This is a genomic window from Bradyrhizobium sp. 61, from assembly GCF_023073075.1.
GTDB classification, from domain to species: domain Bacteria; phylum Pseudomonadota; class Alphaproteobacteria; order Rhizobiales; family Xanthobacteraceae; genus Bradyrhizobium; species Bradyrhizobium barranii.
Window position 1 is genome coordinate 38,296 of the sequence record NZ_JADPIU010000003.1, and the last position, 13,406, is coordinate 51,701.

At 65.7% G+C, this 13,406-nt stretch carries 16 protein-coding genes; 4 read left to right on the forward strand and 12 right to left on the reverse strand.

Features of this window, described 5'->3' with window-relative positions; genetic code table 11:
* Positions 1-45: 45 nt before the first annotated feature.
* Positions 46-906: an alpha/beta fold hydrolase gene (locus tag IVB46_RS00690; protein WP_063982761.1), complete on the reverse strand. Its 861-nt coding sequence runs from the start codon at positions 904-906 to the stop codon at positions 46-48.
* 342 nt (positions 907-1,248) lie between these two features.
* On the reverse strand, positions 1,249-2,172 hold the full coding sequence (locus IVB46_RS00695; protein ID WP_063982760.1) for a division plane positioning ATPase MipZ: 924 nt from the start codon (positions 2,170-2,172) through the stop codon (positions 1,249-1,251).
* Between the two features lie 280 nt (positions 2,173-2,452).
* Here IVB46_RS00695 and panC point away from each other — a divergent pair, with 280 nt between their 5' ends.
* Positions 2,453-3,304 (forward strand): pantoate--beta-alanine ligase, encoded by an 852-nt coding sequence (gene panC / locus IVB46_RS00700; RefSeq protein WP_247315950.1) that lies wholly within the window; start codon positions 2,453-2,455, stop codon positions 3,302-3,304.
* Positions 3,305-3,380: 76 nt separating this feature from the next.
* Positions 3,381-4,130, forward strand: a complete 750-nt coding sequence (locus IVB46_RS00705; RefSeq protein ID WP_247341620.1) for a hypothetical protein — start codon at positions 3,381-3,383, stop codon at positions 4,128-4,130.
* A gap of 9 nt (positions 4,131-4,139) precedes the next feature.
* Here IVB46_RS00705 and IVB46_RS00710 read toward each other — a convergent pair whose 3' ends face one another.
* The 5 genes from IVB46_RS00710 to IVB46_RS00730 all read right to left on the reverse strand — a co-directional run bounded on the left by IVB46_RS00710 (position 4,140) and on the right by IVB46_RS00730 (position 7,284).
* The gene (locus IVB46_RS00710; protein WP_247315947.1) at positions 4,140-4,580 is read right to left on the reverse strand and encodes a DUF1489 domain-containing protein; all 441 of its coding nucleotides are present in this window, start codon (positions 4,578-4,580) and stop codon (positions 4,140-4,142) included.
* Between the two features lie 43 nt (positions 4,581-4,623).
* The gene (locus tag IVB46_RS00715) at positions 4,624-5,610 is read right to left on the reverse strand and encodes a hypothetical protein (protein ID WP_247315945.1); all 987 of its coding nucleotides are present in this window, start codon (positions 5,608-5,610) and stop codon (positions 4,624-4,626) included.
* Positions 5,611-5,766: 156 nt separating this feature from the next.
* The gene (locus tag IVB46_RS00720; protein WP_014494643.1) at positions 5,767-5,958 is read right to left on the reverse strand and encodes a hypothetical protein; all 192 of its coding nucleotides are present in this window, start codon (positions 5,956-5,958) and stop codon (positions 5,767-5,769) included.
* Between the two features lie 205 nt (positions 5,959-6,163).
* Entirely contained in the window at positions 6,164-6,532 is a 369-nt protein-coding gene (locus IVB46_RS00725) for a YidB family protein (protein ID WP_247315943.1), read from the reverse strand.
* An 89-nt stretch (positions 6,533-6,621) separates the two neighbouring features.
* The gene (locus IVB46_RS00730) at positions 6,622-7,284 is read right to left on the reverse strand and encodes a glutathione S-transferase family protein (RefSeq protein ID WP_247315942.1); all 663 of its coding nucleotides are present in this window, start codon (positions 7,282-7,284) and stop codon (positions 6,622-6,624) included.
* A 124-nt stretch (positions 7,285-7,408) separates the two neighbouring features.
* On the opposite strand from IVB46_RS00730, the gene IVB46_RS00735 reads away from it, so the two are divergent.
* The gene (locus tag IVB46_RS00735) at positions 7,409-8,125 is read left to right on the forward strand and encodes a DUF599 domain-containing protein (protein ID WP_063982755.1); all 717 of its coding nucleotides are present in this window, start codon (positions 7,409-7,411) and stop codon (positions 8,123-8,125) included.
* A gap of 526 nt (positions 8,126-8,651) precedes the next feature.
* Here IVB46_RS00735 and IVB46_RS00740 read toward each other — a convergent pair.
* Entirely contained in the window at positions 8,652-8,801 is a 150-nt protein-coding gene (locus IVB46_RS00740; RefSeq protein ID WP_187388028.1) for a hypothetical protein, read from the reverse strand.
* Here IVB46_RS00740 and IVB46_RS00745 point away from each other — a divergent pair.
* On the forward strand, positions 8,791-9,189 hold the full coding sequence (locus IVB46_RS00745; RefSeq protein WP_135214881.1) for a hypothetical protein: 399 nt from the start codon (positions 8,791-8,793) through the stop codon (positions 9,187-9,189). The genes IVB46_RS00740 and IVB46_RS00745 overlap by 11 nt on opposite strands.
* Before the next feature lie 253 nt (positions 9,190-9,442).
* Here the strand turns inward: IVB46_RS00745 and IVB46_RS00750 are convergent, their stop codons facing one another.
* The 4 genes from IVB46_RS00750 to mgtE all read right to left on the reverse strand — a co-directional run bounded on the left by IVB46_RS00750 (position 9,443) and on the right by mgtE (position 13,400).
* Positions 9,443-10,417 (reverse strand): hypothetical protein, encoded by a 975-nt coding sequence (locus tag IVB46_RS00750; protein ID WP_247315940.1) that lies wholly within the window; start codon positions 10,415-10,417, stop codon positions 9,443-9,445.
* A gap of 49 nt (positions 10,418-10,466) precedes the next feature.
* The gene (locus IVB46_RS00755; protein WP_231142135.1) at positions 10,467-11,285 is read right to left on the reverse strand and encodes an aldo/keto reductase; all 819 of its coding nucleotides are present in this window, start codon (positions 11,283-11,285) and stop codon (positions 10,467-10,469) included.
* 145 nt (positions 11,286-11,430) lie between these two features.
* Positions 11,431-11,751 carry a helix-turn-helix domain-containing protein gene (locus IVB46_RS00760; protein ID WP_247315939.1) on the reverse strand — a complete coding sequence of 107 codons (321 nt, stop codon included), beginning with the start codon at positions 11,749-11,751 and terminating at the stop codon, positions 11,431-11,433.
* A 227-nt stretch (positions 11,752-11,978) separates the two neighbouring features.
* The gene (gene mgtE / locus IVB46_RS00765; RefSeq protein WP_028150524.1) at positions 11,979-13,400 is read right to left on the reverse strand and encodes a magnesium transporter; all 1,422 of its coding nucleotides are present in this window, start codon (positions 13,398-13,400) and stop codon (positions 11,979-11,981) included.
* Between the last annotated feature and the right edge of the window lie 6 nt (positions 13,401-13,406).

Genomic DNA, 13,406 nt, shown 5'->3' on the forward strand with positions numbered 1-13,406 from the left:
TCGTGCTGACGATCGGAGCGGTGTCGGTGTCAGCTGGTGTCGGTGTCAGCTCTTGGCAGGCGCCATCAGAGCAACCGGACCGGGCTCCAGGATATTGGGCGGGGCCGAGCGCGTATCGACGGGCGCCACGGCGCTGTCGCCGTCGCTCAGGAACTTGTCGAGCATGCTCTGGATCGAGTTCTTCGCCGCATCCGGACCGGTGTCGCGCATGTCGTTGTGCTGGAATTCGGTCTTCACGACCTGGATGCCGGCCTTCTCGCATTCCTCATCGGTCGGGATGACACCCGCGTCGGTCTTGAACTGCGGATCCTGCGAACGGAACGACAGGATCTTGAACTTGCCGGCAGTGACGAAGGGCACGCGCAGATTGTCGAGCGTGACGACCTTCTTGACCTCATCGGGATACTGCTTGGCGAAATACATCGTGATGTCGCCGCCCATGGAGTGGCCGACCATCGTCACCCTGTCGTAATCGGCGTTGGGCTGAACCTTCTTCATCTCCTGCATGGCGAGATGGATGTTGGCAACGCCGCGCAGGATCTGCGGTAGCCGGCCGACATAGAGCTCACCGGGCTTCGTCACCATGGGAGGATCGGTCGGCAAATCATGCTGCGGGCTTACGACCATATAGCCGCGCGCCGCGAAGATGTTGGCGAGGAAGCCGTACTCGGTATTCTTGACGGTGTTGCCGTGATTGATCACGGCAACCGGCAGCGTGATCATGCCGGCATTGGCCTGCATTTCCTTGTCGCGGCGGACCGCGATATCGACAGGCACGGGACGGTTGTCGCGCGAGGCGTCGTAGAAGGTGACGGTCTCGTGCCTGATCGCCCACTTGCTCGCCGTGACATAGGCGACGCCGAAGAGGGCACTAACCGAAACCAGAACGGCAATTCCACGCTTCATTTTCGTCCTCAGCCTCAGGCTCTTGCGGCCTGAATCCCTGTTGAAAATCGTGTTCTTCCGGGGCTCTTCGGCCCCTGGTCGCCTATTCCCTAATATATGTCACAGCCGCGTGACAGGAAGCTTAAATATTGTGAACCTTCAGCCCTTTCATTGTGCGGCGCACGCGTTTCTTGGGCATCCCGTTCTCAGGCGGCTACGTCAGGTGCAGACTACCATCCGACGCAACCGGTCTCGATTGGCTTCAATTTCACGGTAAACACAGGGTGAAACAGCGAAGTCCGCACTCAGTTCCGGCGGGAACCGGCAGCTTCAATCGGCTGGAAGTAGCGATATACCGCCGCCTCAGGCGCCGAGGATGTCGTGGACTTCGAGCGGCTTGTCGACCTGGCTGAACCACTCGGCGCGATTTGCCGCACGGCGGCGGCCGCGTTCGTCGAGCGGCAGCTTGAGCTGGCGGAGCAGGCCCGTCACCTCTTCCCGCGCGGTGAGATGGCCAAGGTTGGGCCGCATGCCGAGCGTGGCCTCGTCGATCTCATCGAGCGCGGTCAGGCCGCGCGGAAAAAATTCGCGATAGACGACGCGCTCGGCGAAGCCGTCGACGTAGCGGAAGCCGAGCCGCAGCGACAAATCCTTGAGGCCCTCGGCGACGAGCTGCTTGTTGCGGGAGCCGAGCATCGACAGGCGGTTGCGCACGACGATCCAATCGGTGCTGGAGCCGTCGAGCTGGCGCCGCTTGCGCCTGACATCCCGCACCATCTCGGCATAGTGGCTCTCGCCCGTCACTGCGTAGTTGGCGGGATCGACGGTGCCGAGCACGTCGAAATCGAGGAAGCTGTCGTTGATCGGCGTGACCAGCGTGTCGGCCATCGAGTGCGCCAGGCGCATCAGATAGCTGTCGGTGCCCGGCGTATCGATGACGATGAAGTCGAAATTGCTCTCGACCGCCGAGACCGCCTCCATGAACTGCTGGAACTCGGAATTCTCGTTCTCGGCGATCTGCATGGTCTCGCCGAGCTTGATGCAGCGATGCACCGGCAGCTCGAGGCCGAGGCCGGTGCGGCGCGCCCAGGCGGAACGGTTGCCGATGTAGCGGGTAAAGCTCTGCTGACGGCAGTCCAGGTCGATGGTGGCGACGCGCTGGCCGGCCTTCAGCAGCGCGACCGCGATGTGCAGGGCGGTGGTCGACTTGCCGGAGCCGCCTTTTTCGTTGCCGAGCACGACAACATGCGCCGAGCCGGATTGGCCTTGGCTAGCCTGCACAAGCATAGCGATCCTCAACACCCCTGATGAATATCTTCGAGTTGGCCGCGTCTGCGGTCAAGTGAAATGCGTGACAGTAAATGCAAATCGCAGCGCGCCGTGTTCGAAATGAATCACGGCACCATCTCTCGCTTGTGATTCAGCCATGTCGCGACATCGTGCGCGGCCTCGCGCGGGATGCTGTGCCGCATCCGAATGCATGGCGTCCACGATCGGCGCTTGTTAAGGTTAGCCGGCCGGGCGCCGGGACGCGCCCGCTTCCCATTCCCAACCCTGTCGAGTCCTGATGTCACGAAGCCCCTTGATCGCCCGCACGGTCCCCGCCTTGCGACGAGCCGTCGACAATCTTCGCAAGCGAAAGGCCACGATCGCGCTGGTCCCGACCATGGGGGCGCTCCATGACGGACATGTGTCGCTGGTGCGCCTCGCCAGGCGGCGCGCGAGTCGCGTCGTGGTGTCGATCTTCGTCAACCCGACCCAGTTCGCCCCGACCGAAGACTTTGGTGCCTATCCGCGCACCTGGAAGTCCGATCTCGCCAAGCTCGCCGCCGAGGACGTCGACATCGTCTGGCATCCCGGCGCCGAGGCGATGTATCCGGACGGCTTTGCGACCCGCATCGTGCCGGAGGGGCCGGCGCTGGCCGGCCTCGAGGACCGCTTCAGGCCGCACTTCTTCGGCGGCGTCGCCACCGTCGTCGGCAAGCTGTTCACGCAGTGCCGGCCGGATGTCGCGATCTTCGGCGAGAAGGACTTTCAGCAGTTGCGGGTGGTGACGCAGATGGCGCGCGACCTCGACCTCGGCGTCAAGGTGACGGGCTCCCGCACCGTGCGCGAGCGTGACGGGCTCGCGATGTCCTCGCGCAACGTCTATCTCTCGCCGGAGGAGCGGCAGACCGCGACCACGCTTTACGGCGCCATGAAGGACAGCGCCGGGCGCATCCGCGCCGGCGAAGCGATCGCATCCGCGATGGCGCGCGGCGCCGGGACGATCGCGGCGGTCGGCTTCGCGCTCGACTATTTCGAGGCCCGCCATGCCGAGACGCTCGCGCCGGTCACCTCGCGCAAGGACGGCCCGTTGCGGATCCTGGTGGCGGCCAAGCTCGGCACGACCCGGTTGATCGACAATATCGCGGTGTAACCGCCAGGGTCGATCTTGCGCGTTCCCTCGCCCGGATGGATGATCGGCGCGAGGAAACGAGCCGGCCGGCAGGGGCATGTCATTCATCCGCACGATGATCGTGAACGGCGTGCTGGCGCTTGTCGCCGCGACTGCCGCCCAGGCACAACAGCGCCCGCCGATCGGCCTGTACGGCTCGCCGCCGGATGCGATGATCTTCTACGTCGCCCATGGCCCCTCCGGGGCCTGCGGACCGGGCTGCTCCGACTGGATCGCCGCCGAGGGCACGGTGCAATGGGACAGCTACAAGCGGCTGATCGCGATTCTCGATCGCCAGGCGGGACACAAGCTGCCGCTCGTCATCCATAGCTGGGGCGGCTCCAACCTCAATGTTGCAGTCAGCATGGGCCGCATCCTGCGCGACCGCGGCCTGGATGCCACCGCCGGCGCGACCGAGGTCGAGGCCTGCGCCGGCAAACCGGAGGTGGATTGTTTTGCGCTGAAGCGCCCGGGCGGGCCGCTCGACGCCAAGGTGTCCTTGCCGGATCCGGCGTGCGAGTTCGCGTGCGTCCTCATGCTCGCCGGCGGCGTGCATCGCAGCCTCCCGCAAGGTGCGACGGTGGTGCTGGCCGGCCGTTCCATCCGCAATCGCCGCGCGCCCAACGTGGCGCCCGAACAGCGCGAGAGCCTGACGGCGATCTTTGGCGAGCAGTATCGCAAGTACCTGCTCGAGATGGGCGTCGAGCCCGAACTGGTCGACATCATCGACGCCATCGGCGAAGGCGGACGTCCGGTCGTGATGCCGTCCTCCGACTGGGCGCGGCTGCACATCGTCACGCCGCCATGAGCGGCCGCGTCAGAGCAGTCCGAGATCGCGCAGCTCGCGTCGCATCGGCTCCGGCATCGCCGCGATCGAGCCGGCGGCCGACTTGCCGAGATCGGGCGGCACGGAATCGTCGCTGAGGTAGCGCCAGCCCTGGAACGGCCGCATCGGCCGCGGCGATACCGAGATCACCTTCGGCTGCATCACGATCCGGCAACGGCCGATGCCGTCCTTGTCGCGGAACGGCTCGATGCCGATGATCTTTTCACGCACGGCGATCTCGCCCTTGATCACCCAGTAGAGCGATCCGCCCGCCAGGATCTCGGCGTCGCGCTTGGGCACCATGCGGGTGATGTGGATGTGATGTTGCGGCAGACCCTTCTTCTTGGCGGTCTGCATCCGTTCGGCGACCCACCCCTTCAATTCCTTGACGGAGTCGCAGCCGACGGCGAGCTTGATCAGATGTAGCGGCATGCGCCCAGCATTAGCCGGGCAGCCACGCATTTGGAATGCCGAACTATTCGTTATCCGCAGCCGCAGGAGCCGGGGCCGGCGGAGCGAGCGGAACCGGTGCTGCGGCCGGCGCACGCGCGGCCTTCGGCGCCGGCGGCTTCTTCGCAGCCGGCGCCGCAGGAGCAGCAGCCTGCGCCGAGGTCGGAGCGGACGCGCGCGGCGCCGAGGCTGCGCCTCCGGCGGGCGCCGCCTGTCGCACCGCCGCCGTGGGCGGCTCCGGATTCATGATGCTCACCGGCGGCGTCGATGACGCGCTCGGGAACTCCGCATTGGTCGGCCTCCCCGTCGGCATCGATGGCGGCATCCCGGCAAGCGCCGCGGTGGCCGGCATCGCCGGGGCCGTTGCGGGTGCGTTCCAGCCCGGCGAATAGCGTGCAACCAGCGTGTCGTAGAGATGGGAATCCATGTTGGCGGCGACCCGCTGCTGATCGGTCAGCGAGCGGAAGGCGGGGCAGTCGAACTGCGTGCAGCCGTCGCGCGCAACCAGCACCTGCGCGACGAAGCCGTAGCGATCGCGCTCCAGCGCCTTGCGCAGCACCTTCATGTCCAGCGTCAGGCTCTTCTCGGCGGTCGCGGCATCGCCGAGCGCGGTGAGCCGGTCGATCCGTGCGGCGGTGTAGGAGACGGCCGCAGCCGCCGCGTCAGGCGAGCCGAACAGCGCCTTCTCGCAACCAATCGCCACGGCATTGCCGGCGAGATCGTCGAGACAGGACAGCGCCGGCAGGCTGGCGACGACCGCGCTCTGCGCGCGCGCCTCGCCGGGCGGCGCCTCCTCCGCCGGACCATAGACGCGCACGGTGGCAGCCACGGCGATGGCAATGGAAAGCAGCGTGATGACGGTCAGCGCGCCGTTGGCAACCGACCTTTCGGCGCGCACCAGCGTAATCAGGAGAATCAGGCCGAGGAGGCCGGCGGCTACCAGGATCATCCACATCGGAAAGGCCTGTGGGCGCGAGATTTGGTCGAACGAAGTGGCCCATGCCCAGTTCATGCGCGACGTCCCTCACGCGAGCAAAGAGCGAATGGTCAAAGCGAGCCCCCGCAAGTCGGCAACTGCCCCCGGTTCACCATGTCGAGGCGAAGGGGGCCTTTTGACGGCGAGCGAAGCGAATTCCTTCGCGATGTCAACGCGCGGCACCGTCATCCGTCAGGATTGGGCGAGCTGGCTTTCCTTGGCGACGCGCTCGAACGCTTCAGTCGAACTCTTGATGCGGTACTGGCAGTCGTCGCCATCCGTCGGCAGCAGGCGGATGATCTCGTATGAGCCACTCGCAGCCGGGCGCGCGACGTTGCTGGCAGTGAACAGTACGCGCGTTCCCACGGGGAATTTATGCTTCAACGCCCATCTCCATGACTCAAACAGCGCCGGCCGTGCCCAGGGTCCCACTGCGTCGGACCGGCTGAAAACCCGGCGTGACATATAGCACGCAATGCGGCGTTTTGGCCAGCGGTATACAGGCATGGCAAATAGGCCGATCCGGCAGTATTTTCAGGACGATAGTGCAGGAACCGGTGAGTGGAGGATACCGCTGGAACCGGCTCCCTCAGGCGGTGTGGGGCAGATGGCCCTCCGGGCTTGCCTGATCCACGGCCTTGGGCAGTTCCTGGGCCAGAATCTGGCCGAGCTGGTCGACCGGGATGTTGTAGCGCGCCGCGAGCTGGCGAACGGTGTCGTTGCCGAGCACGGCACGGAGCTGGTCGGCCGAGATCGGCAGGTTCTGGCCGTTGCCGAGCCAGGATTTGACCTGGTCACCGAAGCCGGACTGCTGGAGCTTCGCGACGATTGCGCTGAGGCCGCCCTGATTGTTGCTGCCGAGCACCTCGTTCAACACCGCCGGCAGGACCGCGGCGCCGAGCTGGCCGAGCGCGCTGCGAAGCACCGGATTGTTTTCCAGCGAGTCCAGAATTCCCATGCCCCTGCCCTCTCCCAAGCGGTCCTTCCGCCGCGATTGAGCGCCGCCAGCCTGCACATCGTCAAGCGGCGCCCGATCACATTCGCGGGTTAGACGTTCTCGAATTTCTCGATGACAAGCGTTTCGGCGATGCCGTCGCGGGTCCATTCCTGGAAGGCCGGCAACGCCATCATCGTATCCATGTAGGCTCTGGTCTCCGGCGTGACCTCGATCGCGTAGGTACGGAAACGGTGCACGACCGGGGCGTACATCGCGTCCGCCGCACCGAAGCGGCCGAACAGGAACGGTCCCTTGGCGCCGTAGCGCGCCCGGCACTCCCGCCAGATCTCCTGCACGCGGGCGACGTTGGCCCTGGCGTCCGCCGACAGCGTCACGGCGCCCACGGGGCGGTGCAGGTTCATGCCGCATTCGTTGCGCAAGGCCATGAAGCCGGAATGCATCTCGGCGCACACCGAACGGGCGTGCGCGCGGGCGGCGACATCGTCGGGCCACAGCTTCGCTTCCGGATAGCGCTCGGCAACGTACTCGATGATGCTGAGCGAATCCCACACCGTGATGTCGCCGTCGACCAGCACCGGCACCTTGCCGGCGCGGCTGAATGACAGGATCTGATCCTTGTCGGCGGGATTATCCGTGTAGAGCGGAATGACGGTCTCGACGAACGGGATGTCATTGGCGCGCAGTGCGAGCCATGGCCGCATCGACCATGACGAGTAGTTCTTGTTTCCGATCGCGAGCTTGAGCGCGGCCATGTCGCTGGTCCTTCCCTAAGTCCTCTGAATGCGGCTGCTTTTAGCGCCATCGCCTGCCGCCAATCAATCGTTGCCGCACCCGGCCGCGCGTGGCAATCGTTGCGATCTTCGCGAGGAGTGAGACATGGGCAGGCATTGGGTCGACATCACGGCCGTCGGCTTCTTCATCATCGAATGGCTGGTCTATGCCCTGACGCTGGAGCACTCGGCCTATGGCCGCGACAGCCTGTCGGCGCGCATGAACCGCTATCGCGAGGTCTGGGTCCGCCGCCTGCTCGACCGCGACACCCGCATGGTCGACATGCAGATCATGGCCTCGCTCCAGAACGGCACCGCCTTCTTCGCTTCCACCAGCCTGTTCGCACTCGGCGGCGCGCTGGCATTGCTGCATGCCACCAACGACGCCATCACGATCCTGAGCAAGCTGCCGATCGACCTCAGCACCTCGCCCGCAATGTGGGAGCTGAAATGCGTCGGCCTCGTGCTGATCTGCGTCTACGCCTTCTTCAAATTCGCCTGGGCCTATCGCCTGTTCAACTATGTCGCGATCCTGTTTGGCGGCATGCCGCCGGCTGACCGGCGCGACACGCCCGAGGCCGAGGCCCACGTCATCCGCACCTCGCGCCTGTTCGAATCCGCCGGCCGCCACTTCAACCGCGGCCAGCGCGCCTTCTTCTTCGCACTCGGCTATCTCGGCTGGTTCGTCAGCCCCTGGGTGCTGTTCGTGACCACGGCGGCGGTGGTGATCGTCACCTGGCGAAGGCAGTTCGCATCGAGCGCATGGGCGGCGATGGCGCCGGAGGAGATGGATGGTGCGGAGACGCGGAAGCGCGGCTATTGAGGCATCTGCTGCGCGCGAGCGAAGGGCGGCACGCGTTTTCTCCACACCGTCACTGCGAGCGCAGCGAGCACTCCAGGATCTTTTCACGGCGACAGTCCGGATTGCTTCGCTACGTTCGCAATGACGACGCGACTAGCTCCGTCATCCCAAGGCGCGAGGCTCGCCCACTCGGCGATATCCCGGCCTACTTCCTGCGCATCGTCCCGGACCGGCAATCGAATCTGGCCACAGGCCGATCCATCTGCCAGAGCTCCACGTCGCGACCGTCGACGAGCCTCTCCGCGGAGCTGATCGCGGCTTCATCATCGATGCAATCCATGTGAATCATTCTGATGGGACGATCGTGTAGTCCCACGATCAATGCACGGTAAGCGGACATTTTTGTCTCCAGGCAAGGCGCGATAGCACGCGCGGGCCGGAAGAATGGCGCTGACGGCATTTGAATGCGATGGGGAGTGCATCGTCTGTTTATAAGCGCGGCGTAAGTTTCCGGCAGCGCGCGGCCGAGGCCGGTCCTATGCCGATCCTATGCAACCGCGATCGCGCCAATCTCGAAATCATACAGCCTCCGGCACCATATCCGCTCCGTCGCGCAAGCTCGCGCGGCGTAGCGAACTGGTGAAATGATGTCGAATTCAGGGGTCAGCGACAGGATCATCGATCCGATGATGGCCATCGCGAACTGCTCGACGCGGCAGCGCATCGTCGTGGTCGGCGCGAAGAGCATGGAATTGGTGATTGAGCTGCATCGTCGCGGATATCTGCTGGCGGCGGCGGCAGGCAATTGCGGCCGGCCGGCAGGTCAATATGAAGTCGCGCTCGTGGATTGGCGGCGACGCACGCTTCACGCACTCGATGCGACAGTGGATTGGCTCGACGATTTCCTGAGCCCCCGCGCCGTGCTGGTGATCTGGCTCGATGCGCAGAAGGCAGCTGCGAAGGACACTCTTCGTGCCGCAGTGACGAAGCGCGGCTTCGTCGTCCTGCAAGGCGCCGAGCATCCATGTGGCAGCGTGCTTCTGGCGCGGCGCTCGGAGGCCATCCCCCTTCGGCAGGCCGCGTGAACATCCACCCGAACTCATGGATTTGATCCGATGCCAAAATCGAAAATTCGACGTGCCGTCATTCGCGAGTGGATGGCTCTCGCGCCGGCGCAGCGAGGCTCCGCCGAGCAGGCCGGCGCGTTTGCACGGCGCACCATCGAAAGACATAGCTTGCCACGCAGCCGGAGAACGCCGCACGCCGTAATCATGGCATGGCTGAAGCCGCGAACCGGGAGGCCTTAGCTCGCAGGACGGATAGAGTGGAGCGAGCCGCCTACCCTCCGCCAAAATCCCGCGGCGAGAACGGCAGGTCCAAGATCTTCCATTCGTCGTACTTGTCGGCCGGCAGCATCTTGTAGGGCTGGCAGGCCTGGACCGCTGCGGTCGCGGATTTCACGATGGCCACGCCCTTCGCGGATGGCGGAGCTTCGATCAAGATCGGCGGGCGCGCCAGCGTGCCGTCGGTGGCGAACACCGTGCGCAGCTTGATGTTGACGTTGTCGGTCGGGTCGACCCCGGCCGGCAATTTGGCGCAGCTCTTCAGGTGGCGACGCAGCGCGGCGATGACCTCGGGTGGCAGCTTGGCTGCGATTGAATCCTTGGCATCGCCGCCATCGTCCTTGGGGGCGTCTTTCGGCAGCTCCGGCGGCAATTCCGGCGGCAAGCCCAGCATGACGCCGTACTTGACCGTCACGTCAGGCTCCGGCGCCTGATACGCCGGCGGCGCGGCCTGTGGCTGCTGCATTGCTTGCGGCGGCGGCTGTTGCGACGGCGGCTGCGGCATCGCCTGGGGCGGCGGTTGTTGCTGGGGTTGCGGAGGCGGCTGTTGCGACGGCTGCGGCTGTTGAGGCTGCGGCTGCACATTGGCCTCCCGCTGCTTCGGTGCCTCAGAGGGCTGCGGCTGCGGCTGTTTCTGCTGCGGTTCAGGCGGGGCCTGCGGTGACGGCGCCGCGGCCTGCTGCTTGGTCGCAGGCTTCGGCGCGGCTTCCGCCTTGTCCTTGTCGGTGAAATCCAGCTTCGGCAATTTCAGGTCCGGCAGCGGCTCCGGCGGCTTCTCCTTCGCCTGCTCCTGAGCCTTCTCCTCCTCCTGCTTCACCTGCTCCGGCGTGACGATGTCCACCGAAACAGTCTCGGGCGCCGCGGCGTGAAACGGATGGACTTCGCTGATCAGGATGATCAGCGCCACCAGCGTCAGATGCGCGACCGCCGACGCTGCAATGTCCGTCCGTATGATCTTCCGCAGTTCCATCGATCGATCTTGGGTTGCCACGCCGGTCCTAGCATACAGCAGCCCCCTCTCAATCCCATTTTGGCGCGAAGCCGAAATCGGTCAGGCGGCCCTTGGGATTTGCCAGCGCGGCGATCTGGGCCATCTCGTCGTCCGAGAGCTCGAAATCGAAAATATCGATGTTTTCCGACAGACGCTCGACGCGCGAGGTGCGCGGGATCGCGGCGACATTCTGTTGCACCAGCCAGCGCAGGCAGATTTGTGCCGGCGTCTTGCGATGCGCGCGGCCGAGCCCGGCGAGCGTCTGGTCGGCCTTGACGCGGCCCCTGGCGATCGGGCTGTAGGCGACCAGCGCGAGGCCATGCTGGTCGCAGGTTGCCCTCACCTTCGTCTGGTCGAGATAAGGATGATATTCGACCTGGTTGCAGACGAGTGGCTCCGGCGACAGCGCCACCGCCTGCTCGGTCAGCGCCACGGTGAAATTGGAAACGCCGATGTGGCGGGTCAGGCCCATGCGCTTGGCATGCGACAGCGCACCCAGCGTCTCCTCCAGCGGCACGTGCGAATTGGGCCAGTGCAGCAACAGGAGATCGACGGAGGAGAGCCGCATCCGGGCGAGGCTCTCCTTGACCGAGCGTTCGAGATCATGGGGCGCGAAATGGTTGGTCCAGACCTTTGTCGTGAGGAAGATGTCGTCGCGGCGCACGCCTGAGCCGCGCAGGCCGTCGCCGACCTCGCGCTCATTGTCGTAGACCTGCGCAGTGTCGATGTGGCGATAGCCGAGCCGCAGCGCCTGCTCGACCACGCGGCCGCAAGCGCGCCCGCCCAGCTCCCAGGTCCCGAGCCCGATCGCCGGTATCCTTGCGCCATTGGCCTCGACGAACAGCATGAGGAATCCTCTCTGTTGCGATCGCCTCAAAACATCATCCGGGCGCCATTATGGACCCGGCCCGTGACACTGCCAACGGACGACGCCGGCGCCGGGCCGGATATTCAGGGCAATGCTAACGGGAGGTTCGCGCCCGGCCTTGACGTCAGGCTTTGGCGAGCGCCTGGAACACGGTGTCCGGCGCATGCGCAATCACGGCGAGCAGCGCGCGGGCGGGTCCTCGCGGGGCGCGCTTGCCCTGCTCCCAGTTGCGGATCGTCTCGACGGGAACGCCGAGCTTGGCGGCGAACTCCATCTGGGTGAGGCAGGCGCGACGGCGCAGAGCGCGCACGGCGAGCGAGCTGGCATCATCGCCAGGGGCGGCATTGGCCGCCGCCTGGACCGGCAACGGCTGGACCGGAAGCTCCTGCCCATCCCGCAACTCGACGACCCGTCCGTCCGCCTTCAGCCGCAACCGCATGTCCATTCCCCCAAGCACGGGCAATGATGCGGCAGGTCGCTTAAGTTCGGATTAAAGATGATGGTGGGCGAAGACGGTCTCGTGCCCCGGACGCAGCGCAGCGCGCAGCGGTGCGCTGCTGAGCCGGGGCCCATTTCGCCACCACGCGCCGTGCTGCTTTCTGGGTCCCGGTTCTGCGCAGCAACGCGAAGGGCGTTGCAGCGCGCCCGGGACACGCGAGGGCATAGCGCGCCTTACCTCAACCCGAACCACAGCGTCGCGATGCCGAGGAAGGAGAAGAAGCCGACGACGTCGGTCACCGTCGTGACGAACGTGCCTGACGCGACCGCCGGATCGGCCCTGACACGTTCGAGCGCCATCGGGATCAGGATGCCGCCGAGCGCGCCCGCGACGAGGTTGCAGATGATCGCAAGCCCGATGACGATGCCGAGGCCCGGGATCTTGAACCAGGCCACGGCCGCGATGCCCGTGATCAAGGCGAAGGCAAGGCCGTTCACGAGCCCGACCAGGCCTTCGCGCATCACCACGCGCCAGGCGTTGGAGGAGCCGAGCTCGCGCGTCGCAAGCGCGCGCACCGCGACCGTCATGGTCTGGGTCGCGGCATTGCCGCCCTGGCTTGCGACGATCGGCGCAAGCACCGCGAGCGCGACCATCTTCTCGAGCTGCCCCTCGAACAGGCCGAGCACCGAGGATGCAAGAAAGGCGGTGGCGAGATTGACCAGCAGCCAATTGAACCGCGCCCGCGCAATGGTGAACACGGTATCGGAGAGTTCTTCGTCACTGTTGACGCCGCCGAGCGCCTTGAGGTCCTCGTCCGCCTCCTCCTCGATCACGTCGACGACGTCGTCGACGGTGATGACGCCGACCAGGCGATCCTGGGTGTCGAGCACCGGTGCCGCGACGAGATTGTACTTGCCGAACATGCGCGCCACCTCCTCCTGGTCCTCCAGGACGGAGACGCGGCGACGATCCTCGTCGGTCAGCTCGGCAAGCGCCACCGGGCGGCGGGCGCGAAGCAGGACGTCGAGCGAGACCGCGCCCTGCCAATGCTGGTCCTTGTCCACGACGTAGATCTCGTAGAAGCGGTCGGGCAGATCCGGCGTCTCGCGCATGTAGTCGATCGCCTGCCCGACGGTGAAGTCCTGCGGCACCGCGATGAACTCGGTCTGCATCCGGCGGCCGGCGGAATTTTCGGGATAAAGCAGGCTGCGCTCGAGCGCGACGCGCTCCTGCAACGGCAGCTTCTCGAGGATTTCCTCCTGCTCCGCCTCGTCCAGGGTTTCCAGCAGCTCGACCGCGTCGTCGGATTCGAGCTCGCGGACGCCTTCCGCAACGGTCTCCGGCGGCAGCTCCTCGAGGATCTCCTCGCGCACGCCCTCGTCGAGCTCGTTCAGTGCCGAGAAGTCGAAGTCGCGCCCGGTCAGCTCGACCAGGCGAACGCGGTGGTCGGGCGCGAGAGCTCCGATCAGATCGCCGAGATCGGCCTCGTGCAGCTCGGCGACGCAGGCGCGCAGCGCCGCGCTGTCGCCGGCCTCGATCGCATGGGCAATCTCCTCGACGAATTCATGACGAATTTCGCCGTCTTCATTGCGCATCGGAACGTGGTCGAGTACCGAGGCCTCGGCGGATGGGGCACCGTCCATATGTTCATCCATGGCGCG

What these genes read in the sequence shown, in the direction of transcription:
- IVB46_RS00725 (WP_247315943.1), bottom strand. Translation starts at nt 6,532, where the DNA reads ATGGGAATTCTGGACTCGCTGGAAAACAATCCGGTGCTTCGCAGCGCG.
- IVB46_RS00695 (WP_063982760.1), bottom strand. Translation starts at nt 2,172, where the DNA reads ATGCTTGTGCAGGCTAGCCAAGGCCAATCCGGCTCGGCGCATGTTGTC.
- IVB46_RS00690 (WP_063982761.1), bottom strand. Translation starts at nt 906, where the DNA reads ATGAAGCGTGGAATTGCCGTTCTGGTTTCGGTTAGTGCCCTCTTCGGC.
- IVB46_RS00730 (WP_247315942.1), bottom strand. Translation starts at nt 7,284, where the DNA reads ATGGCCGCGCTCAAGCTCGCGATCGGAAACAAGAACTACTCGTCATGG.
- IVB46_RS00760 (WP_247315939.1), bottom strand. Translation starts at nt 11,751, where the DNA reads ATGGACATGCGGTTGCGGCTGAAGGCGGACGGACGGGTCGTCGAGTTG.
- IVB46_RS00735 (WP_063982755.1), top strand. Translation starts at nt 7,409, where the DNA reads ATGGGCAGGCATTGGGTCGACATCACGGCCGTCGGCTTCTTCATCATC.
- IVB46_RS00715 (WP_247315945.1), bottom strand. Translation starts at nt 5,610, where the DNA reads ATGAACTGGGCATGGGCCACTTCGTTCGACCAAATCTCGCGCCCACAG.
- mgtE (WP_028150524.1), bottom strand. Translation starts at nt 13,400, where the DNA reads ATGGATGAACATATGGACGGTGCCCCATCCGCCGAGGCCTCGGTACTC.
- panC (WP_247315950.1), top strand. Translation starts at nt 2,453, where the DNA reads ATGTCACGAAGCCCCTTGATCGCCCGCACGGTCCCCGCCTTGCGACGA.
- IVB46_RS00755 (WP_231142135.1), bottom strand. Translation starts at nt 11,285, where the DNA reads ATGCTGTTCGTCGAGGCCAATGGCGCAAGGATACCGGCGATCGGGCTC.
- IVB46_RS00740 (WP_187388028.1), bottom strand. Translation starts at nt 8,801, where the DNA reads ATGGCCATCATCGGATCGATGATCCTGTCGCTGACCCCTGAATTCGAC.
- IVB46_RS00710 (WP_247315947.1), bottom strand. Translation starts at nt 4,580, where the DNA reads ATGCCGCTACATCTGATCAAGCTCGCCGTCGGCTGCGACTCCGTCAAG.
- IVB46_RS00745 (WP_135214881.1), top strand. Translation starts at nt 8,791, where the DNA reads ATGATGGCCATCGCGAACTGCTCGACGCGGCAGCGCATCGTCGTGGTC.
- IVB46_RS00705 (WP_247341620.1), top strand. Translation starts at nt 3,381, where the DNA reads ATGTCATTCATCCGCACGATGATCGTGAACGGCGTGCTGGCGCTTGTC.
- IVB46_RS00750 (WP_247315940.1), bottom strand. Translation starts at nt 10,417, where the DNA reads ATGGAACTGCGGAAGATCATACGGACGGACATTGCAGCGTCGGCGGTC.